Source organism: Xanthomonas sp. 4461 (assembly GCF_024806475.1).
Taxonomy (GTDB): Bacteria; Pseudomonadota; Gammaproteobacteria; order Xanthomonadales; family Xanthomonadaceae; genus Xanthomonas; species Xanthomonas arboricola_F.
On record NZ_JANTYV010000005.1, the window covers coordinates 46,228 to 67,209 of the forward strand.

Here is a 20,982-nt window from a genome sequence, read left to right on the forward strand (position 1 = left end):
TCAGGCAGGCATCAGAAGCGATACGTCGCCGTCAGCCGTACCGCATTGGTCGAAAAGTCGGTGTCGGTGCGGCGCAGGTCGGTGCCGGCCGGATTGACGCGCAGGAAGGGGTTGGTGGCCGGCGCGGTGCCCGGCCCCACGCGCACGCGGGTGTCTTCGTCCTGCAGGCGGGTGAACAGGTATTCCACGCCCACCGAGACATGGTCGCTCAAACGACGCTGCAGGCCGACGCCGGCCTGATAGCCGTCGGCGCTGTCGCCGCCGCTGCCGGTGAAGCTGTTGGCGGAGTTGCTGCTGGCAAAGCTGTGGTCGAACTCGCCGCGCGCCACGCCGGCGGTGAAGTACGCCAAGTAATCGCCCTGCTGGCCGAAGGCATAGCCGATCCGGCCGCGCAACGCAGCGGTACGGTTGAGCTGGCGGGTGAAGGTGTACAGCGCAGGCGTGGTGCTGAAGGCGCTGACGCTGTCGCGGATGTCGTTGCGGGTGTACTCGGCCACGACGCCATAGACCCAGTTGCCGGCCTGCCAGTCGTAGCCCAGCCGCGCCCCGTATTCGGCGCCGCCCTTGTCCTTGCTGCAGCCGCTGGCCGGCGTGCGCCCGGCCGCCGCGCCGCCGCAGAAGCCGGGCGAGAACGCATCGGCACCGGTGGCGGTGCTGACCTGGTCGCCGTCGCGGCCATCCAGGTTGGTGTCGAAGCCGAAACGGCCGCCGGACACCCCGGCAGGATCGGCACCGCCCACATTGGCGCCTAGGGAAAAGCCGGACCAGTCGGCCGGGCCGGTTTGTGCCCAGGCCGAAGGGGCCAGGGCCAGCAGGACGAGAGCGGCGGAAGCGAGCGGGGTGGTTTTCATGCGGTCTCCTTACATCTGGCGCGGCGCGCCGGTCTGGTACGTACGCGCTCGCGTCCGCTACGGATGCACCGGCGCCTGCGTTTTGCGACGCGCTCGTCCGTGCGGCGCCGCCTGGCGCACGCCAGGATGCTATCCGGACGATGCGGACTGGGGGGAGGCGCCCCCTGCGCCTCTACCGATGCTCGCCTGGATGCCAGGCAAGGCCGGTCCCCTGCCATCCATGCGATGGTTGGGTCAAACCTCCTGCCGGGCTCGGCTTTCCTCGCCGGTCCCTGGTTGCGACAATGGGGCTCCTGCATTTTCCCGAGCTGCCCATGCAACCGACGGCAATCGCCCCGTCCATCCTGTCCGCCGATTTCGCCCGCCTTGGCGAAGAGGTGAACAACGTCCTCAAGGCCGGCGCCGACTGGGTGCACTTCGACGTGATGGACAACCATTACGTGCCCAATCTGACCATCGGCCCTATGGTGTGCCAGGCCCTGCGCAAGCACGGCATCACCGCGCCGATCGACGTGCACCTGATGGTCGAGCCGGTGGATCGCATCGTGCCGGATTTCGCCGAGGCCGGCGCCACGACCATCAGCTTCCATCCCGAAGCCAGCCGCCATGTGCATCGCACGATCCAGCTGATCAAGTCGCACGGCTGCCAGGCCGGGCTGGTGCTCAATCCGGCCACCCCGGTGGATATTCTCGATTGGGTGCTGCCGGAGCTGGATCTGGTGCTGGTGATGTCGGTCAACCCCGGTTTCGGCGGGCAGGCGTTCATCCCGTCGGCACTGGATAAGTTGCGCGCCATCCGCAGCAAAATCGATGCGCTGGGCAAGCCGATCCGGCTGGAGATCGATGGCGGGGTCAAGGCCGACAATATCGGCGCAATTGCTGCCGCCGGCGCCGATACCTTCGTGGCTGGCTCGGCGATCTTCAATGCGCCCGACTATGCGCAGGTGATCGCGCAGATGCGCGCGGCGGTGGATGCGGTGCGATGAGTCAGCCGGCGCCGCAGATCCGTCCCGCCACACCCGACGATGTGCCGCTGTTGCATGAGCTGATCACCGCGTTGGCCATCTACGAACGCGAGCCCGACGCGGTCAAGGCCACCCCCGACGACCTGCACGCCAGCCTGTTCGGCGAGCGCGCCACCGCGCATGCGCTGATCTGCGAGCAAGACGGCCAGGCATTGGGCTTTGCGGTGTATTTCTTCAACTACTCGACCTGGCTGGGCCGCAACGGCCTGTACCTGGAAGACCTGTTCGTACGCCCGGAAGCGCGCGGCAAGGGCGCCGGCCTGATGCTGCTGCGGTATCTGGCCCGGTTGGCGGTGCAGCGTGGCTGCGGACGCTTCGAATGGTCGGTGCTGGACTGGAATCAGCCGGCCATCGACTTTTATCAGGCGGTCGGCGCCCGCCCGATGGACGGTTGGACGGTGTACCGGCTCGATGGCGAGCGCCTGGCCGCATTTGCCGCGGGCGGTTGACAGCGGCCGGCAGACCCGGGCGAGCAGTCGAAAGCTGGACACGGGCGGCGCACTCAGCGCCGGAATCTGCCCGTGGTCCATGCCGTCACGAGCACCGCCAGTCCGCCTGACGCTGAGCGCAGTCGTTGTTGGTCGCTGCGCGCCCCGCAGCGCGCACAAAGGGCAGCGCGCACAAAAGGAAGGCCGCTCCACCCGGAGCGGCCTTCAAGAAAATTGGAGGCTGATCCTGCCTCCGCCCGTCGTCCCTGCTATGGACTTCTACTCTCCGGGTCGTCGATGACATGCCCATGACAGCCCGATGGCATTACGTATTCACGATCCACCCATTGGCGCGCTGCTAGCCTGCGGCCACCACCCTCACAGCATCGGCAGCGCGCATGGCCCCGTCCCACTGGCGTCTGATCCTCAACGGCAAGTCCACCGATAATCTGGACCTGCGTGAGGCGGTGGGGGAGTTGCGCAACCGCGGCGTGCAGCTCGAAGTGCGCGTCACCTGGGAAGAGGGTGACGCCGAACGTTACGTTGCCGAAGCGGTCACCGATGGCGTGCAGACGGTGGTGGCCGCCGGCGGCGACGGCACCTTGAGCGAGGTGGCCGCCGCGCTCGCGCACCACCACGGCGATGCCGACAGCCTGCCATCGCTGGGCCTGGTCCCGTTGGGCACCGCCAATGATTTCGCCACGGCCGCCAACGTGCCGATCGAACCGCTCCATGCGCTGAACCTGATTGCCGAGCGCCCCGCGCACGCGATCGACCTGCTGCGCATCGACACCGCACATGGCCCCCACTGGTGCGCCAATGTCGCCAGCGGCGGCTTCGGGACCCAGGTCACGGTGGAAACCGACGAAGGCCTGAAAAAAATGCTTGGCGGCCTGGCCTACCTGATTACCGGCATGTCGCGGCTGGGCCGGATCGACCCGATCAGTGCCCGTTTTTCAGGTCCGGATTTCAGCTGGGAAGGCGAGTTCATCGCCTTGGGCCTGGGCAACGGGCGCCAGGCCGGCGGCGGTCAGGCGTTGTGCCCGGAGGCCTTGATCGACGATGGACTGCTCGACGTCACCATCGTGCCAGCGCTCAACGGCGAGGTGGCCGCCACGCTTGGCACCCTGGTCACCGGCGGCAAGCAGGCGGCGTTGGAACGCGTCGCCGTGCGCGCGCGGCTGCCCTGGCTGGAAATCGTCTCGCAGCAACCGCTCACGCTGAACCTGGATGGCGAACCGGAAACCTCGCTGCATTTTCATATCGACTGCGTGCCGGCACGGCTGCGGATGCATTTACCGGTGGACTGCCCGTTGCTCAGCGAGTGAGCGCCTGGGTGCCGTGATTGGTGAGCCAGGAGTGGGGATTGATAAAACCTGACCATGCGGTGCGCGCTGCTTGAAGCCCCTCCCGCTGCGGGAGAGCGGCTGGGGTGAGGGTTCCTGCGCCAACACCCATGCCGACACCAGGCGCACCTTGCCCTGCACCGGCGACCAACAACGCCTGACCTGCGGCGCACAGACGCATGACCAACGGCGCGCGCTGCCCGCAGCGCTGCCAGTCCGCATCGGACGGCCTGCCCGACAACACCCAACCCAACCCAGCTTCGCAATGTGCACCGCAGTTGCCTGTGCGCCTGCTGCCCTGGAGCGGCACTTGCGCTACAGTAGTGGCGTGTCCCGCCTGACGACTCCACGCTCCTTCTCTTCCGCTCGCCGCTGGTGGCGATGGTGGCCCGTTGCCGTCGTCCGCCCCGCCACAGAGTCCCGGAAGGAAAGTCGTCTTGATCACTGCAGAGCAGTTCCAGCGCCAGGCCGCTGAAGGTCACACCCGTATCCCCGTTGTCCGCGAAGTGCTGTCCGACCTGGACACGCCGCTGTCGGTCTATCTGAAGCTCGCCGACGGCGCTTACACCTATCTGTTCGAATCGGTCGAAGGCGGTGAGCGCTTCGGGCGCTATTCCATCATCGGCCTGCCGGCGCGGCGTGTGTACAGCTTCCGCGGCCACACGCTGGAAGTCAGCGAGCACGGCGAGGTCATCGACACCCGGCAGGTCGCCGACCCGCTGGCCGAAGTCGACGCGCTGCGCGCCGAACATTCGGTGCCGCAACTCGACGGCTTGCCCGGCTTCACCGGCGGGCTGGTGGGCTGGTTCGGCTTCGAGTGCATCCAGTACATCGAACCTCGCCTGGGCACGGGCGACAAACCCGATGAGCTGGGCACGCCCGACATCCTGCTGATGCTCTCCGAAGAGCTGGCGGTGTTCGACAACCTCAAGGGCCGGCTGTACCTGATCGTGCATGCCGACCCGCGCCAGCCGCAGGCCTATGTGCGCGCCAACCGTCGACTGGACGAGTTGGCGCACCGCCTGCGGCAGGGCGGCGCCGGGTATCCGCAGGCGCAGATTTCCGATGCCATCGACGAATCGGATTTCCATTCCTCGTTTACCCGCGAGGAGTACCACGCGGTGGTGCGCAAGGCGCAGGAATACGTGCGCGCCGGCGATATCTTCCAGGTAGTGCCATCGCAGCGGTTGCGCGTGCCGTTTCGGGCGCGCCCGGTGGATGTGTATCGCGCGCTGCGCGCTCTCAATCCCTCGCCGTACATGTATTTTCTCGATGTCGGCGGTACGCAGGTGGTCGGCTCGTCGCCGGAAATCCTGGCGCGCCTGCGCGATGGGGTGGTCACCGTGCGGCCGATCGCCGGTACCCGTCCGCGTGGTGCCACGCCGGAGCTGGACAAGGCGCTGGAAGAAGAATTGCTGGCCGACCCGAAAGAGCGCGCCGAGCACGTGATGCTGATCGATCTGGGCCGCAACGATGTCGGTCGCGTCGCCGAACCGGGCACGGTCAAGGTGGGCGAGCAGTTCGTCATCGAACGCTATAGCCACGTCATGCATATCGTCAGCGAGGTCACCGGCACGCTCAAGGCCGGCCTCAATTACAGCGACGTGCTGCGCGCCACCTTCCCGGCCGGCACCGTCAGCGGCGCACCGAAGATCCGCGCGCTGGAAATCATCCGTGAGCTGGAGCCGGTCAAGCGCAACGTCTATTCCGGTGCGGTCGGTTATATCGGCTGGCACGGCGATGCCGACACTGCGATTGCGATCCGCACCGCGGTGATCCAGGACGGTTATCTGTACGTGCAAGCCGGCGGCGGCGTGGTCTACGACTCCGACCCGGACCTGGAATGGCAGGAGACCATGAACAAGGGACGCGCGCTGTTCCGCGCCGTCGCCCAGGCCGCCAAGGGGCTGTGATGGACGGGCAGGGCAGCGCTGCGCGCATCAGTTTTCGCAACGATTACAGCGAAGGCGCGCATCCGCGTGTGCTGCAGGCGATCGTGCAGGCCAGTGTCGAGCAGAACGGCGGCTATGGCACCGATCGGCATAGCGAGCGTGCGGCGGCATTGATTCGCGATGCCATCGCGCAGCCGCAGGCCGCCGTGCAGCTGCTGGTGGGCGGCACGCAGACCAACCTGATTGCGATCAGCGCATTCCTGCGCCCGCACCAGGCGGTGATTGCGGTCGAAGCTGGACACATCGCAACGCACGAAACCGGCGCCATCGAAGCCACCGGCCACAAGGTGCTCACGGTACCGGCGCTGCACGACAAGCTGACGCCTGCATTGATCGCGCCGGTGCTTGCGGTGCACAGCAACGAGCACATGGTGCAGCCGCGGTTGGTCTATCTCTCCAACAGCACCGAAAGCGGCACCATCTACACGCGTGCCGAACTCGAAGCGCTGTCGCGCTTCTGTCGCGAACGCAATCTGCTGCTGTATCTGGATGGCGCGCGGCTGGGCGCAGCGCTGACTGCCAACGATAACGATCTGGATCTGCCGACCATTGCCGCGCTCACCGATGCGTTCTACATCGGTGGCACCAAGAACGGTGCGCTGCTCGGCGAAGCCTTGGTCGTGATCCATCCCGCCCTGCAGGCCGATCTGCGCTATCTGATCAAGCAACGCGGCGCGCTGTTGGCCAAGGGCATGGTGCTCGGCGCGCAATTCGCCACCTTGTTCGAAGATGGCTTGTTCTTCGAGCTTGCCGCGCACGCCAACGCCATGGCGCAGCGCCTGCGCGCCGGCCTGCTGGCAGCGGGCGTGGAATTCACCAGCGACTCGCCAACCAATCAGCAATTCGTCGCCGTCACCGTGCAGCAGGCCGAGCAGATCGCCCAACGCTACGACTTCGAACGTTGGGAAGTCCGCACCGACGGCAGCCAAGTGATCCGCTTCGTCACTTCGTGGGCAACCATGCCCGGGGCCGTCGATCGCCTGTGTGCGGATGTGGCGGCACTGCAGCGCGGCGTGCCATAAGCATGCGCATCATTCACCAGGGAGAAGGCAGATGAAGCAATTAATGCGTTGGGTGCTCGTGGCACTGGTTGCATTGCCGATATTGGCTATAGCGCAGGTCAACAGCCTGCCGTCGCAGCCGCATTTATTGGTGAAGGGACAGGCAGAAAAAACGGTCATGCCTGATCGGTTTTTTGTGACGATTAATTTTCGCGCAGTGGATCTGCAACCGGAACTTGCACGCAAGCGCGTTCAAGTGGCTGCCGAACAGATCCTCAGTGCCTTGAAGATGCACCGCGTGCTCAAGGACAGCATCGAAGCATCGTCGCTGCAGATACAGCCCTCCTATTCCTACGTACCGAACGGAACGCAAAAGTTCGAAGGTACCGAAGTCAAGCGCGGAATCGGTGCGTCATTCCGGTCGCTTGACGACGCGCGGCAGTTTCTTGGTGAAATGAAGACGAGCAACGAGATCCAGCTATCCGGCATCAAGACGTCCTACAGCAAGGAAGCCGAGGTGCGTGCGCAGCTCAAGCGCGCAGCTGCTGACCAATCACGCAGTTCTGCCGCTGAACTTGCCAAGGCTTATGGCGTCAGGATTCAGGGGCTGTATACGATCTCTGATGTCGCACCGAATTTCGCCTATGGCATTCAGGCGGGGAGTTGGCCGACACAAGCCTCCCTTGTCGTCGAATCACCGGCACCGCCCGCGCCTGTTGCTGATAGCGGTGCAACCGTCGAGTCACTCGAAGCCGGCAGCATCACCCTCACCGAAAACATCTATGCGGTCTTCCTGATCGCGCAATGAGTCCCTTGCCATGCTGCTGATGCTCGATAACTACGACAGCTTCACCTACAACCTCGTGCAGTACCTGCAGGCGCTGGGCGCCGAGGTCACGGTAGTGCGCAACGATGCGATGAGCGTCGATGCGATCGCCGCGCTCAAGCCTGAGCGCATCGTGATCTCGCCCGGCCCGTGCACGCCCAACGAGGCAGGCATTTCGCTGCAGCTGATCGAACAGCTGGGCCAGACCACGCCGATCCTGGGCGTATGCCTGGGCCACCAAAGCATCGGCCAGGTCTACGGCGGCGATGTGATCCGTGCCGGCAACATCATGCATGGCAAGACCTCGCCGATCCGCCACGAAGGCAAGGGCGTATTCGCCGGCCTGCCGGACAGTTACGAGGCCACGCGCTATCACTCGCTGGTGGTGGACAAGACCACCCTGCCGGATGCACTGGAGGTCACTGCCTGGACCGAGAATCCGGATGGTTCGGTGGAAGAGATCATGGGGCTGCGCCACCGTCAGTTCCCGGTGGAAGGCGTGCAGTTCCATCCCGAGTCGATCCTGACCCAGCATGGTCATGCCCTGCTGAAAAACTTTCTGGAGCGTTGATCGCGATGCTCGCCACGCATGTTGCCGCCGGCGGCGCGGCTTGCATCGGCATCCATGCACCGGCGCGGCAACGGCGCCGGCATGGCTGCCGCCAGCACAAGGCGCAGTGGTTCGCTGACGGCTTCACTGCCGCACGCAGACCTCGCTGCATCGCCGAGCAAGGCCTGCATGCCTCGCAATTACCCAAGGTCATTTCGCGATGAACACGTCCAACGACAGCATGCATTTCTACGAACCGGCGCAAGGCCACGGGCTGCCGCATGACCCGTTCAATGCCATCGTCGGCCCGCGCCCGATCGGCTGGATCGGCTCGCGCAGCGCCGAGGGCATCGCCAATCTGGCGCCGTATAGCTTCTTCAACGCCTTCAATTACACCCCGCCGATCGTCGGTTTTGCCAGCATCGGGCGCAAGGACAGCCTGCGTAACATCGAAGCCACCGGCCAGTTCACCTGGAATCTGGCCACACGCCCGCTTGCCGAGGCGATGAACGCAAGCGCCGCGATGGTGCCGTCGGAGGTCGACGAGTTCGCGCTTGCGGGGTTGCAGATGGCGCCGTCGCGTGTGATCGATGCGCCGCGTGTGGCCGCAAGCCCGGTCAGTTTCGAGTGCCGGTTGAGTCAGCTGCTGCAGCTGCACAGCGCAAGCGGTCAGGCCGTAGAAACCTGGTTGGTGCTCGGCGAAGTGGTCGGTGTGCATCTTGCGCATGCCGCGCTCGATGACGGCATCTACGACCCGGCCAGGGTGCAGACCATTCTGCGGGCCGGTGGTCCGGCCGATTATTTCGAAGTGCAGCCGCAGGCGCGCTTCCGCATGCATCGGCCCGGGCAATGACCGACTGACCGCGTCGATTCGGTCCTGCGCACCTGGCTGCCTGTGCCAGCCCTGTGCGGTCACCCTTGCGCGACACACTGCAGGCCTCGCCTGCAGCCGTTTTCCACCTGTCTATGGCCGTTTCCATGCCCATCACGCCCCAAGAAGCCCTGCAACGCACCATCGAACACCGCGAAATCTTCCACGACGAGATGGTCGAGCTGATGCGCCAGATCATGCGTGGCGAGGTCTCGGACATGATGGTCGCCGCCATCCTCACCGGGTTACGGGTCAAGAAGGAAACCATCGGCGAGATCGCCGGCGCCGCCACGGTGATGCGCGAATTCTCGCGCCGCGTGGAGGTGGGCGATCGCCAGCACATGGTCGACATCGTCGGCACCGGCGGCGATGGCTCGCATACCTTCAACATCTCCACCTGCGCGATGTTCGTGGCTGCGGCCGGCGGCGCCAAGGTCGCCAAGCATGGCAACCGCAGCGTGTCCTCCAAATCCGGCAGCGCCGACGCGCTGGAAGCATTGGGCGCGGTGATCGAACTGCAGCCCGAGCAGGTGGCCGCATCGCTGGCACAGACCGGTATCGGCTTCATGTACGCGCCGGTGCATCACCCGGCCATGAAGGTGGTAGCGCCGGTCCGCCGCGAAATGGGCGTGCGCACCATCTTCAACATCCTGGGCCCGCTGACCAACCCGGCCGGTTCGCCCAACATCCTGATGGGCGTGTTCCATCCGGATCTGGTCGGTATCCAGGCGCGCGTGCTGCAGGAACTTGGCGCCGAACGCGCGCTGGTGGTGTGGGGGCGCGACGGCATGGACGAACTCTCGCTCGGCGCCGGCACCCTGGTCGGTGAATTGCGCGATGGCCAGGTGCGCGAATACGAAGTGCATCCGGAAGATTTCGGCATCGCCATGTCGGCCAGCCGCAACCTCAAGGTGGCCGATGCGGCCGAATCGCGCACGATGCTGTTGCGGGTGCTGGACAACGTGCCCGGCCCGGCACTGGACATCGTCGCGCTCAACGCGGGCGCGGCCTTGTATGTGGCAGGCATCTCCGACAGCATCGCTGCCGGCGTGGTGCGTGCGCGTGCGGTGCTGGCCGATGGTTCGGCGCGCGCCCGTCTGGACGCGTATGTCGCCTTTACGCGTCAGCTCGGTGCATCGCGCTGACCATGCATCCGGCCGCAACGTTGCGGCAATCGCGCGGCCGCTCCTTACCCTTCCAACGGGCATGCTGCGCATGTTCGCGTGCAGCAACGGCCCGTTGTGGTCGTCTTGACCGATAATGCCTGCCCGCCAGGACCCGATACCATGAGCGATATCCTCAACACCATCCTTGCCCGCAAGGCCGAAGAAATCGCCGAGCGCAGTGCGCGCGTGCCGCTGGCCGAACTGGTCGCACGCAGCGCAGACCTGCCGCTCACGCGCGGGTTCGCCGCCGCCATGCAGGCCAGCATCGCCGCTGGCGAGCCTGCCGTGATCGCCGAAGTGAAGAAGGCCAGCCCGTCCAAGGGCGTGATCCGCCCGGATTTCCATCCGGCCGACATTGCGGTCAGCTACGAATTCGGCGGCGCCAGCTGCCTGTCAGTACTGACCGATGTGGATTTCTTCCAGGGTTCGGATGCCTATCTGCGCCAGGCGCGCGACGCCTGCACGCTGCCGGTGCTGCGCAAGGATTTCACCGTCGACCCGTACCAGGTCTACGAAGCGCGCGTGCTGGGTGCCGATTGCATCCTGCTGATCGTCTCGGCGCTGGAAGACGCGCAGCTGGCCGATCTCTCCGGTCTGGCGATGCAACTGGGGCTGGACGTGCTGGTGGAAGTGCACGACATCGACGAGCTCGAGCGCGCGGTGCAGGTGCCGGTGCCACTGATCGGCATCAACAACCGCAATCTGCGCACCTTCGAAGTGTCGCTGCAGACCACGCTGGACATGCGCGCTGCAGTGCCGCGCGACCGCATCCTGGTCACCGAAAGCGGCATCGTCACCCATGCCGACGTCCAGCTGATGCGCAGCCATGGCGTGAACGCGTTTCTGGTCGGCGAGACCTTCATGCGTGCGCCCGAACCCGGCGAGTCGCTGCGTCAGCTATTCTTCGCGCATGACTGAGTCGTTTCCCGCACCGCGCGACGATGCGCCGCTGGTGGTCTTCGATTTCGACCACACCTTGTACGATGGCGATTCGGGCAGCCATCTGTTCGCCTGGTTGATCAAGCGCAACCCGCTGCGTCTGCTGGTTGCGCTGCTGGCCTCGCCGATTCTCGGACCCATGGTGGCGATGCTGCCCACCCGCCGCCGCGGCGTATCCGGTTACGTCTGGATCGCGACCTTCGGCCTGCACCGTGCGCGCGAGTTCAATCGTTTCATCGACGCTTACGTGCTCAAGCATGAAGCGCAGATCCGGCAGCGCCTGCTCCCGCACGCACTGAAGGTCTTCACCGACCACCGCGCTGCCGGCGATCGCGTGGTGGTGGCCACCGGCGCGCCGCCCGAGCTGGCGCGCGCGATTCTCGGGTTCGTGGCCCATCAGGACGTGCCGGTGATCGGCAGCCTGGTCGGGCCGCGTCTGGGCGCGGTCACCGCGCGGCGCCACTGCCACAACGAAGAAAAGATGCGCATGCTGCGCGAGCGCGGTTACGCCGACATCGCCATCGCGTATTCGGACAGCACCGCAGACCTGCCGCTGTTGAAGGCTGCACGCGCGCCGGTGGTGGTCAATCCCAAGGCCAATCGCGAAGAGCTGTTCCGGCAGGTGCTGCCCGCCGGCACGCCGATCCTCAACTGGGGTTGCCGCGACCGTGGCGGCAAGGCGCTCTGAGACAGGCGCAAGCGTCTGGCCAAGACACTGCCCAGTCGCACCGACAGGCCGCCCGTCTCGCAGGTGATTGGTCGGCAGACGCCTGAGGCTGCTGCGATCAACGGATCGTCAGGACTGTGATGCAATCGCGGTACAGACCGTGCGGCCTGATCGGTTGCAAACGCTCTTATAAGAGGTATCGCGCAAAACCGCGCCATTGAGTGGTGCCAAGCGAGCGCTAAAGCACAGAGCGGAACTGCCTTGGTTGTGACATCGGCAGGCAGCCAGTGCACTGGGCACCGGCTGCGCCGTGCGCTTAGCGCGTGCCGTACAGCACGACGGTCTTGCCGCGTGCATGCAGCAAGCCATCGGCCTGCAGCTTCTTGAGCACCCGTCCGGCCATTTCGCGCGAGCAACCGACCAGGCGTGCGAGCTCCTGCCGCGAAACACGCAGCTGCGTGCCCTGTGGATGGCTCATCGCTTCCGGTTCCTTGGACAGATCGTGCAAGGTGCGCACGATGCGGTCGGTCACATCCAGGAACGCCAGGCGGCTGGCTTTCCTTGTGGTATCGAGCAGCCGTTTCGAAAGCTGAACACCCAGCGCGTACAGGATGCGGGGGGCATCCGGCGACAGGCTGGTCTGAAACAGCTGCTGCAGGCGCTCGTAGCTGATTTCCGCCAATTCGCACTGGGTACGGGTGCGCAGGATCACCTCGCGCGTATCGGATTCGATGAACAACCCCATCTCGCCGACGAACTCGCCGCTACCGAAGTAGCCCAGCACCAACTCACGATCGTCATCTTCCTCGGCAATGATGCTCACCGAGCCGCTGATCACGTAGTAGAGGGTGCCGGCCGGGTCTCCTGGCCGGAACACATCGGTCCGGGTCGGATAGCGCCTGCGGTGGCTGTGCGCCAGAAAACGCTCGATGGTGCCCGCGTCCAGCGCCAGTGAAGGGGTAGCGTTACGTACCGTCGTAGTGACAACCGTCGTGTTTCCTGGGCTCATGGTAGTTCCGCGTGTAATTCCTGAAGCTTAACGGCATGAGTCATGCAAGGTAAACCATTCTCAACATCGGCATTTCGTTGCTGGGATCTTTGGCTCATAATTGACTCCTTTCCCGCTTTCCATAAGGACAGACCGACGTGGTCAAGCCGTTGCCTCGCCTGAGGCTACAGGGGTTCAACAACCTCACCAAGGCGTTGAGCTTCAACATCTACGACGTCTGTTATGCGCGTACCGAAGAAGAGCGTCAGCGCTACATCGAGTATATCGATGAGCAGTACGACGCCGATCGTCTGACGCAGATCCTGACCGATGTGGCCGAGATCATTGGCGCCAACATCCTCAATATCGCACGTCAGGACTACGATCCGCAGGGCGCATCGGTGACGATCCTGATCTCCGAAGAACCGGTGATCGACAAGAAGCAGGCCGGCAAGGAGCTGATCTCCGATGCCGTGGTCGCTCATATGGACAAGAGCCATATAACTGTCCATACATACCCGGAGACGCATCCGCAGGAAGGCATCGCCACGTTCCGCGCCGACATCGATGTCGCCACCTGTGGCGTCATCTCGCCGCTGAAGGCCCTGAACTACCTGATCGAAAGTCTGGAATCGGACATCGTGATCATGGACTACCGCGTCCGTGGCTTCACCCGCGATGTGAAGGGCAAGAAGCACTACATCGACCACAAGATCAACTCGATCCAGCACTTCCTCGCCAAGAACGTGAAGTCGCGCTACGAGATGTTCGATGTGAACGTCTATCAGGAAAACATCTTCCACACCAAGATGCACCTGAAGGATTTCGACCTGGACCAGTACCTGTTCGAGGAGCGTGCCAAGAACCTGTCGTTCAAGGAGCGCATGAAGATCGAGACGCTGCTCAAGCGCGAGATCGAAGAGCTTTTCCATGGGCGTAACCTGAGCGAGTAATCGTAAAGAATCACCGGTTGCGCCCTTGTTTCAGGTGCGTCAACGACTCAAGGCGGGACGGCCCGCCACGCGATGACCTCGCGTTCCACAGCCGACGGCGGCCCAGTGTGCAGACACTGGGTCGCTTTTTTTTTGTCCGTTTTTTTCTGTGAGGAGTACTGCAATGCCCTGGATCTATCTTGTACTGGCCGGCCTGTTCGAAATCGGCTTCGCCATGGGCCTGAAATACAGCGACGGGTTTACGCGGCTGTGGCCAACCGTGCTGACGATCGGCCTGGCCGGCATCAGCCTGTGGTTCTTGACCCAGGCGCTGAAGACGATTCCGGTCGGTACCGGCTACGCGATCTGGACCGGCATCGGCGCACTGGGCGTGACCATTGCCGGCATCGCCCTGTTTGGCGACAGCGCATCGTGGTCGCGTCTGGCCTGCATCGGGCTGATCGTCGCCGGGGTGATTGGATTGAAGTTGGTGTCGTAGTCAGCTCCGCTTCGCGGTTCTGACCCCCAAGATTTGCTTTGCAAATCTTGGGCCCCGACTTCGTGGCTACCTATCCCCGCGCCTTCGGCGCGCCCCCTTAACAAAGGGGGCTTTGGCTCCGGGTGGGTGCTGCAAGGTGCGGCGCATGGTTTGCAGCTGCCGGCGGCCGACAGTCCCCATCGCTAGAGCCTGTAGCTCCGCTTGGCGGTTCTGACCCCCAAGATTTGCTTTGCAAATCTTGGGCCCCGACTTCGTGGCTACCTATCCCCGCGCCTTCGGCGCGCCCCCTTAACAAAGGGGGCTTTGCTCCGGGTGGGTGCTGCAAAGTGCGGCGCATGGTTTGCAGGTGCCGGCGGCCTCCCATCCCCCAATCCCTAGAGCCTGTAGGCGAGGGTCTTCATCAGCTTGGAGGCCAGGGCCATGGCGGTGGGGATGGGCGGCGGCAGGATGCGGGCGCCGGCTTGTTCGGCCTGGTCGGCGTGGCGGGCTTCGTCGATTTTCATCACCCGCAGGATCGCGCGGCTGCGTTGGTCGATCTCCGGCAGGGTCTCCAGGTGCTCGTCCAGGTGGGCTTCCACCTGGCGCTCGGTCTCGACCACGAAGCCCAGGCTCCAGTCGTCGCCGCGCAGGCCGGCCAGGGCGCCCAGCGCGTAGCTGCCGGCATACCACACCGGGTTGAGCAGGCTGGGGCGGCTGTCCAGTTCGTGCAGGCGATCCGCGCACCAGGCCAGGTGGTCGGTCTCTTCCTGCGCGGCTTCCAGCAGGTGATGCTGGGTGTGCGCGTCGCGGGCGACGGCCGCCTGGCCAAAGTACAGGCCTTGCGCACAGACCTCGCCGACATGGTTGATGCGCATCAGCCCGGCGGCATGGCGCCGCTGGTCTGGCTGCAACGCGACATCGGGGGTGTCGGCGGCGGGGTTGGGGCGCTCGGCGGGCGGGTTGCCGAAGACGGTCTCCAGCGCGCGCTGGGCTTCGACCAGGAGTCGATCGAGCGGGCTGTGCAGTCGGGTGGGGGAGGTCTGGGTCATGTCTCGATTCTGGCGCCCGGCCGATCCGCTGCCAACCATCTTGGCCCCGGTAGCGGTACGACTTGCGCCGCTACGGGCTGCCGCGTACAATCCCGCCTCTTATGTTTCGCCTTCACAACGCGTGGCAAAGTTCCAGCGGTCATTGCCGCTGCAATCCGCCCGACCACTCAAGAGTTTTCTCATGACTACGTTCACCGCCAAGTCCGAGACCGTCCAGCGCGACTGGTATCTCGTCGACGCCGCCGGCAAGACGCTCGGCCGTCTGTCCACCGAACTGGCCCGCCGCCTGCGCGGCAAGCACAAGCCGGTTTACACCCCTCACGTCGATACCGGCGATTACCTCGTGGTGATCAATGCCGAGAAGATCGTCGTCACGGGCAACAAGCTGAAAGACAAGAAGTATCACCGCTTCACCGGCTACATCGGTAACTTGAAGACCGAGAGCCTGGAGCAGGCGCTGCAGCGCCACCCGGAGCGCGTGATCGAAATCGCCGTCAAGGGCATGCTGCCGAAGGGCCCCCTGGGCCGCACCATGTACCGCAAGCTCAAGGTGTATTCGGGTGCCGAGCATCCGCACGCCGCCCAGCAGCCGCAAGTTCTGGATATCTAATCATGGCTATCACGCAAAACTACGGCACTGGCCGCCGCAAGTCCTCCACCGCTCGCGTGTTCCTGCGCAAGGGCACTGGCAAGATCACCGTCAACGACCGTCCGCTGGACGAGTTCTTTGGCCGTGAGACGGCGCGCATGATCGTGCGCCAGCCGCTCGAGCTGACCAAGAACACCGAAAGCTTCGACATCCTGGTCACCGCTTCCGGCGGCGGCACCACCGGTCAGGCCGGTGCGATCCGTCTGGGCATCGCCCGTGCACTGGTCGAGTACGACGAAACCCTGAAGTCCGAGCTGCGCAAGGCTGGCTTCATGACCCGCGACGCCCGTGAAGTCGAGCGTAAGAAGGTCGGTCTGCACAAGGCCCGTCGCGCGACCCAGTTCTCCAAGCGCTGATCCATCGCGTTTGCTGCGTCCCGGTTCGCCGGGGCGCGTGCTTCAAAAGCCCGGTATTGCCGGGCTTTTGTCGTTTTTGGGGTGGTGCGTGGGCCGGACTACTTGAGGGTAGTCGGGCGACCGATTTGCTGCTGGCCTCGGTGCGCCGGTTCGGTGTGGCTGGGGCGTGTGGCGTTGCCGACGTCCCGGCCGGCACGTTTCCGGCCGCTCGAATGGTTGTGTATCCACGCGCGTGCGCGCTGGCGACGCCAAGTCGTCCTGGCCCGGCGTGTCCATGGCGGGTTTCGGTGCGCGGTCGTGCCCGACCTCACTCAGGTATCGAGTGTCTTGGAACTTGCGCATTCTCCGGGCAGGCAGTGGCCGAATGCAGTGCGCGGCATCTGCAGCCGGGCCAGTTGCTGTGCGGATTCGGATGTGGCGCAGGCAACAAAAAAGGCCCGATCGTTCGATCGGACCTTCTGTGTTTGGCTGCCCCGGATGGATTCGAACCACCGAATGCCTGAGTCAGAGTCAGGTGCCTTACCGCTTGGCGACGGGGCAATAAAAACGTGTTGTCCCAGAGTATCGCATGCCTGTGCAGGCCTGAATACCATGGTGGCTATGGGTGGACTCGAACCACCGACCCCAGCATTATGAGTGCTGTGCTCTAACCGGCTGAGCTACATAGCCTAGGGAGCCGGCAATTCTCGCGATGCGCCTGGGTGTTGTCAAGTATTTCGTTTTCAGCTTGTGAGCCGGCCGTCGCCGTGGCAGAGTCGGTGACAGTAGATTTTCAGGAGTCCGCATCGTGATCGATCCGGACGGTTTCCGGCCAAACGTCGGCATCGTGCTGATGCGAAAGGACGGTCAGGTGTTCTGGGCACGACGTGTGCGCAGGGACGGCTGGCAGTTCCCGCAAGGTGGCATGAACACCGATGAGACACCCGTCGAAGCCATGTACCGCGAGTTGCGCGAAGAAACCGGGTTGTTGCCCGAGCATGTGGAATTGCTCGGCGCCACGCCTGGCTGGCTACGCTATCGCCTGCCGAGCCGGGCGGTCCGCCGCAATGAGCGGCAGGTGTGTATCGGCCAGAAGCAGGTGTGGTTCCTGCTGCAGTTCACTGGCGACGAGTCGCATCTCAAGCTCGACCACACCGATACCCCCGAGTTCGACCACTGGCGCTGGGTGGACTTCTGGTACCCGGTCGAGCACGTGGTGATCTTCAAGCGTGGTGTGTATGCGCGTGCGCTGCGCCATCTGGCGCCGCTTGCGCAGAACCTGGCAGGCCCGGCAGCGGTCGGTGTGATGCCCGAGCGTGCGCTGGAAGCGTGGTTGCCAGGTAGCAGTGCGGCCGGCCATGACAGTCCGCGCAAGCGGCCACGCAAGCGTGGCGGGGCGTCGCGGGTGCGGATTAATAATGATTAACGTTTGGAATTGACACCTATTCTCGTTTGCGGTGCAATCAGCACCGGTCCTCTCCGGATCGCCAGCACCGACGGATACCGTGTACGTCTGCATCTGTAATGGGGTCACCGACCACCAGATCCGCGAAGCGGCCGAAAACGGCTGCGCCAGTTTGGCCGAGCTGACCATGCGCACCGGCTGTGGGTCCAATTGCGGTTCATGCCTCGAAATGGCTGGCGATTTACTGAGCAAGGCGCACGCGACCCGCGCGCTGCCGCTGCCTTTGCTGGGTCTGGCAAGCGCCGCCTAGCGGTGCGGCGCGCCCGTCACGCGCCGGGTGATGCAACGGGTGGCACGTCTCTGACTCCTGCGGTGGTTCCAGCGGCTGCTGGCATGCCGGTTTGGCATTGAGTAGTGCTTGGGCAGTCGCCTGGCTCTCCTGGCTTGCTGCGGTCACCTCGATGCGGCACGCATGGCTTTGCCGCATGCCCTCGGCAGCACGCAACTGATCACGATTCGCGTTCCTTCATGCGCCGCGCCAACGCGTTAGAGTGCGGCCGGCTCACTGTCTCGGAGACATCGCATGAAGGGCGATACCAAAGTCATCGAGTACCTCAACAAGGTGCTCTACAACGAACTCACTGCGATCAACCAGTATTTTCTGCACGCCAAGATGCTGAAGAACTGGGGCCTGAAAGAACTGGCCGAGCATGAGTACAAGGAGTCCATCGACGAGATGAAGCATGCGGACAAGTTGTCCGACCGCATCCTCTTTCTCGAAGGGCTTCCCAATTTTCAGGCGCTGGGCAAGCTGCGGATCGGCGAGAACCCGACCGAGATGTTCCGCTGCGACCTGGCGCTGGAGCGCGAAGCGGTCGCGGTGTTGCGTGAAGCCGTCGCGTATGCGGAAACCGTCAACGACTACGTGAGCCGCCAGTTGCTGGTGGACATCCTGGAGTCGGAAGAAGAGCACATCGACTGGCTGGAAACCCAGCTGGATCTGGTCGCGCGTATCGGCGAGCCCAATTACCTGCTGACCAAGCTGGACGACTGAGCCCGGTAAGTGCTGCGCTGCTGTCGGTGCAGTGGGGTAGGTTGGTGATGGCAGGTTGGGAAGGGAAGGGCGATGGGCCGCGGGTGCTTGGTGTGGCCGTGGCTATCCAGCTGGACGTGCGAGTGAGTCTGACTGGATTGCCATGCAGGCTGAGTGCGGTCGTGGTCGGTGATCGCTCAGCCGGTTGCGCGGGTGGCGGCCTGCAGGCGGGCCACCTGGCCCAGCAGGGCCAGGCGGGCGCGGGCGTACTCGGCGATGACCAGGGCGACCATTACCGAGGGACGTTCGATGGTGCCGGTGCGGGCGGCCAGTTCGATGCGTCGCGCGGCATTGGACACGGCCTGGGCGCCGACGTTGGCGCTGGACGATTTGAGCGTGTGGGCCAGGTCGCGCAGCTGCATGCTGTCGCGATTGGCGGCCGCCGCTTCCAGCTGTTCGATGATGCCTGGGGCATCGTCCAGGAACAGCTGCAGGATGGTGATGGTGTCGGCGCCGGCGACTTCGTACAGCTCGTCGATCACGCTGCTGTCCAGGATCGGGAGCGCGCGCGCCTGGGCAGCTGCGCTGGCGCTCTCGGGATCCACCGGTGCGGTGCCGCTGGTCGGGCCAGGCGCCAGCGGCTGACGTGGCAGCCAGCGCTGCAGGCAGGCGTCGAGTTGCTCTCGGGCGACGGGCTTGGAAAGGTAATCGTCCATGCCGGCGGCCAGGCAGCGTTCGCGGTCGCCAGCCATGGCATTGGCGGTCATCGCCACAATCGGGATCGGGCGGCCGCCGCTTTCGGTTTCCATCGCGCGCCAGCGGCGGGTGGCGGCGTAGCCGTCCAGCACCGGCATCTGGCAATCCATGAAGACCATGTCGTAGCGGGTGGATTCCATGCTGCTCAGCGCGGCTTCGCCGTCGGTGGCGGTGTCGGCTTCGAAACCCAGCACCGCCAGCAGCTTCTGCGCGACAAGCAGGTTCACCGGGTTGTCCTCGACCAGCAGGATGCGCACCTCGCGCGCGTTGGCCATCGGTGGCGGCAGCGGCTCGGGGATCATCGCTGGAGCCAGCGCATGGACCGGCTTGGTGTCCGGCGGCAGCACCAGCGTGCGCAGCACCTCGTCCGGGCTCTGGCGCGGCACCAGGGTGGCGTTGTCCTGCAGTTCGGCCGGCACCGGCTCGTCGCCGTACAGCCAGATCAGCTTGGAGCCGCTGAGGTCTTCCGGGCGGGCCAGCGCGCGATGCACGGCGCGCGCGCTGTAGCGCAGCGTGTCGTGGTCGGCGATGACGCAGCGGAAGCCTTCTCCATCGCTATGGCGGCGCACGCGTTCCAGCGCTTCCTGGGTGGTTTCCATCAGCACGTGCGCCACGCCCCAGCTGTCGAGCAGGCGCTTGAGCCGCTGCGACAGGCGTGCGTCGGAGCTGATCACCATCACCCGCGCGGCATCGGCGCCGGTGCTCTGCTGCAGGTCGCCGATCACCTTGAGCAGCGGGATCTCGAACCAGAACGTGGCACCGCGCCCGGGTTCGGATTCCACGCCAATGCGCCCGCCCATCAGGTCGATGATGCGCTTGCAGATCGCCAGCCCCAGCCCGGTGCCGCCGTACAGGCGGGTGGTGGAGGCATCGGCCTGGGCGAAGGAGCGGAACAGGCGGGCCTGCTGGTCGGGGGCGATGCCGATGCCGGTGTCGCGCACCTGGAAACGCAGCAGGTGTTGGGCGCGGGTCTCGCCCAGGCGGCGCAGCTGGATATCGATGCTGCCACGCTCGGTGAACTTGATCGCATTGCCGATCAGGTTGCCCAGCACCTGACGCAGGCGGATCGGGTCGCCGCGCACCAGCAGGCGCACCGACGGTTCGATGTCCAGGCCCAGGCGCAGCTGGCGGCTTTCGGCGGTGCGTTGCAACAGCTGCACCACACCGTCGAGCAACTCGCGCAGGTTGAAGGTGGTGATCTCCAGTTCGAGCTTGTTCGCTTCGAGCTTGGAGTAGTCGAGGATGTCGTCGACGATGCGCAGCAGCTGCAGCGAGCTGCCGGTGGCGGTCTGCAGCATGTCGCGCTGGTCCAGGCTGAGCTGGCCGCTGGAGATGAGTTCCAGCATCGGAATGATGCCGTTGAGCGGGGTGCGGATCTCGTGGCTCATGGTGGCCAGAAATTCGCCCTTGGCCAGCGTGGCGGCTTCGGCCGCCTGTTTGGCGCGCAACAGTTCCTGTTCCAGTTCGCCGTGGCGTTGCAGTTCCTGTTGCAGGCGTTCGCGGGCAAGTTCCGCCTCGTCCAGGCGCTTGGACAAGCCTTGCTGGGCGCGGGCGCTGCGCTGGGCAGCCACTGCCGCGCACAGGGCGAACATCACGGCCAGCGCCGCAGCGACGGCCGTGAGTGCGTGCCAGGGTCCGCGGATGTCGCTCCATTGCAGGCCTGCGCCCACCGCAGCGGTGAGAGCGGCAACCGTGGCCAGGGGACTCCAGGCGCGAAGGCCTCCTGCCTGCGGCG

The 20,982-nt window shown here is 64.9% G+C and carries 22 protein-coding genes and 2 tRNA genes; 18 read left to right on the forward strand and 6 right to left on the reverse strand.

Translation table 11 applies throughout. The annotated features are described in order from the left end of the window. Positions 1-11 precede the first annotated feature (11 nt). Positions 12-851 (reverse strand): outer membrane beta-barrel protein, encoded by an 840-nt coding sequence (locus FHY19_RS17080; RefSeq protein WP_259167405.1) that lies wholly within the window; start codon positions 849-851, stop codon positions 12-14. 284 nt (positions 852-1,135) lie between these two features. Here FHY19_RS17080 and rpe point away from each other — a divergent pair, with 284 nt between their 5' ends. From rpe to FHY19_RS17135, 11 genes are all read left to right on the forward strand, one after another. Then, the gene (rpe, locus tag FHY19_RS17085) at positions 1,136-1,837 is read left to right on the forward strand and encodes a ribulose-phosphate 3-epimerase (protein ID WP_259167407.1); all 702 of its coding nucleotides are present in this window, start codon (positions 1,136-1,138) and stop codon (positions 1,835-1,837) included. Next, positions 1,834-2,325 (forward strand): GNAT family N-acetyltransferase, encoded by a 492-nt coding sequence (locus FHY19_RS17090; RefSeq protein WP_259167408.1) that lies wholly within the window; start codon positions 1,834-1,836, stop codon positions 2,323-2,325. The genes rpe and FHY19_RS17090 overlap by 4 nt, the downstream gene beginning before the upstream one ends. Before the next feature lie 377 nt (positions 2,326-2,702). Next, positions 2,703-3,632 carry a lipid kinase YegS gene (gene yegS, locus FHY19_RS17095; protein ID WP_259167409.1) on the forward strand — a complete coding sequence of 310 codons (930 nt, stop codon included), beginning with the start codon at positions 2,703-2,705 and terminating at the stop codon, positions 3,630-3,632. Between the two features lie 455 nt (positions 3,633-4,087). Further along, the gene (gene trpE / locus FHY19_RS17100) at positions 4,088-5,563 is read left to right on the forward strand and encodes an anthranilate synthase component I (RefSeq protein ID WP_259167410.1); all 1,476 of its coding nucleotides are present in this window, start codon (positions 4,088-4,090) and stop codon (positions 5,561-5,563) included. Beyond that, a complete protein-coding gene (locus tag FHY19_RS17105) occupies positions 5,563-6,624 on the forward strand; it encodes an aminotransferase class I/II-fold pyridoxal phosphate-dependent enzyme (RefSeq protein ID WP_259167411.1) in 1,062 nt (353 codons plus the stop codon). The genes trpE and FHY19_RS17105 overlap by 1 nt, the downstream gene beginning before the upstream one ends. A gap of 31 nt (positions 6,625-6,655) precedes the next feature. After that, positions 6,656-7,411 (forward strand): SIMPL domain-containing protein, encoded by a 756-nt coding sequence (locus FHY19_RS17110; RefSeq protein ID WP_259167412.1) that lies wholly within the window; start codon positions 6,656-6,658, stop codon positions 7,409-7,411. Between the two features lie 10 nt (positions 7,412-7,421). Beyond that, positions 7,422-8,000, forward strand: coding sequence for an aminodeoxychorismate/anthranilate synthase component II (locus tag FHY19_RS17115; protein ID WP_259167413.1), 579 nt, complete (start codon positions 7,422-7,424; stop codon positions 7,998-8,000). Positions 8,001-8,199: 199 nt separating this feature from the next. After that, positions 8,200-8,832 (forward strand): flavin reductase family protein, encoded by a 633-nt coding sequence (locus FHY19_RS17120; protein WP_259167414.1) that lies wholly within the window; start codon positions 8,200-8,202, stop codon positions 8,830-8,832. Between the two features lie 125 nt (positions 8,833-8,957). Beyond that, positions 8,958-9,995, forward strand: a complete 1,038-nt coding sequence (gene trpD, locus FHY19_RS17125) for an anthranilate phosphoribosyltransferase (protein ID WP_259167415.1) — start codon at positions 8,958-8,960, stop codon at positions 9,993-9,995. Between the two features lie 141 nt (positions 9,996-10,136). Then, positions 10,137-10,934: an indole-3-glycerol phosphate synthase TrpC gene (trpC, locus tag FHY19_RS17130; RefSeq protein ID WP_259167416.1), complete on the forward strand. Its 798-nt coding sequence runs from the start codon at positions 10,137-10,139 to the stop codon at positions 10,932-10,934. Beyond that, on the forward strand, positions 10,927-11,643 hold the full coding sequence (locus FHY19_RS17135; RefSeq protein ID WP_259167418.1) for a haloacid dehalogenase-like hydrolase: 717 nt from the start codon (positions 10,927-10,929) through the stop codon (positions 11,641-11,643). The genes trpC and FHY19_RS17135 overlap by 8 nt, the downstream gene beginning before the upstream one ends. Positions 11,644-11,938: 295 nt before the next feature. Here FHY19_RS17135 and crp read toward each other — a convergent pair whose 3' ends face one another. Continuing rightward, a complete protein-coding gene (gene crp / locus FHY19_RS17140) occupies positions 11,939-12,631 on the reverse strand; it encodes a cAMP-activated global transcriptional regulator CRP (protein WP_029218612.1) in 693 nt (230 codons plus the stop codon). A gap of 137 nt (positions 12,632-12,768) precedes the next feature. Here crp and speD point away from each other — a divergent pair, with 137 nt between their 5' ends. Then, positions 12,769-13,563, forward strand: a complete 795-nt coding sequence (speD, locus tag FHY19_RS17145) for an adenosylmethionine decarboxylase (protein ID WP_005990692.1) — start codon at positions 12,769-12,771, stop codon at positions 13,561-13,563. A gap of 163 nt (positions 13,564-13,726) precedes the next feature. Beyond that, positions 13,727-14,041 carry a multidrug efflux SMR transporter gene (locus tag FHY19_RS17150; RefSeq protein WP_005990694.1) on the forward strand — a complete coding sequence of 105 codons (315 nt, stop codon included), beginning with the start codon at positions 13,727-13,729 and terminating at the stop codon, positions 14,039-14,041. 374 nt (positions 14,042-14,415) lie between these two features. Here the strand turns inward: FHY19_RS17150 and coq7 are convergent, their stop codons facing one another. Continuing rightward, positions 14,416-15,069: a 2-polyprenyl-3-methyl-6-methoxy-1,4-benzoquinone monooxygenase gene (gene coq7 / locus FHY19_RS17155; RefSeq protein WP_259155797.1), complete on the reverse strand. Its 654-nt coding sequence runs from the start codon at positions 15,067-15,069 to the stop codon at positions 14,416-14,418. Between the two features lie 181 nt (positions 15,070-15,250). Here coq7 and rplM point away from each other — a divergent pair, with 181 nt between their 5' ends. Further along, positions 15,251-15,679 carry a 50S ribosomal protein L13 gene (rplM, locus tag FHY19_RS17160; RefSeq protein ID WP_003483082.1) on the forward strand — a complete coding sequence of 143 codons (429 nt, stop codon included), beginning with the start codon at positions 15,251-15,253 and terminating at the stop codon, positions 15,677-15,679. A gap of 2 nt (positions 15,680-15,681) precedes the next feature. Then, on the forward strand, positions 15,682-16,074 hold the full coding sequence (gene rpsI / locus FHY19_RS17165) for a 30S ribosomal protein S9 (RefSeq protein ID WP_005990700.1): 393 nt from the start codon (positions 15,682-15,684) through the stop codon (positions 16,072-16,074). Positions 16,075-16,539: 465 nt separating this feature from the next. Here the strand turns inward: rpsI and FHY19_RS17170 are convergent. Then, positions 16,540-16,614 (reverse strand) — tRNA-Gln (locus FHY19_RS17170). A 52-nt stretch (positions 16,615-16,666) separates the two neighbouring features. Then, positions 16,667-16,743 (reverse strand) — tRNA-Met (locus FHY19_RS17175). 118 nt (positions 16,744-16,861) lie between these two features. On the opposite strand from FHY19_RS17175, the gene FHY19_RS17180 reads away from it, so the two are divergent. The 3 genes from FHY19_RS17180 (at position 16,862) to bfr (ending at position 18,512) form a co-directional block, all read left to right on the forward strand. Beyond that, on the forward strand, positions 16,862-17,479 hold the full coding sequence (locus FHY19_RS17180; protein WP_104611746.1) for an RNA pyrophosphohydrolase: 618 nt from the start codon (positions 16,862-16,864) through the stop codon (positions 17,477-17,479). Between the two features lie 79 nt (positions 17,480-17,558). Continuing rightward, positions 17,559-17,768 carry a (2Fe-2S)-binding protein gene (locus FHY19_RS17185; RefSeq protein WP_104614370.1) on the forward strand — a complete coding sequence of 70 codons (210 nt, stop codon included), beginning with the start codon at positions 17,559-17,561 and terminating at the stop codon, positions 17,766-17,768. Positions 17,769-18,041: 273 nt separating this feature from the next. Beyond that, a complete protein-coding gene (gene bfr / locus FHY19_RS17190; RefSeq protein WP_005990707.1) occupies positions 18,042-18,512 on the forward strand; it encodes a bacterioferritin in 471 nt (156 codons plus the stop codon). Positions 18,513-18,688: 176 nt separating this feature from the next. Here bfr and FHY19_RS17195 read toward each other — a convergent pair whose 3' ends face one another. Then, positions 18,689-20,947 carry an ATP-binding protein gene (locus FHY19_RS17195; protein WP_259167703.1) on the reverse strand — a complete coding sequence of 753 codons (2,259 nt, stop codon included), beginning with the start codon at positions 20,945-20,947 and terminating at the stop codon, positions 18,689-18,691. Positions 20,948-20,982 lie beyond the last annotated feature (35 nt).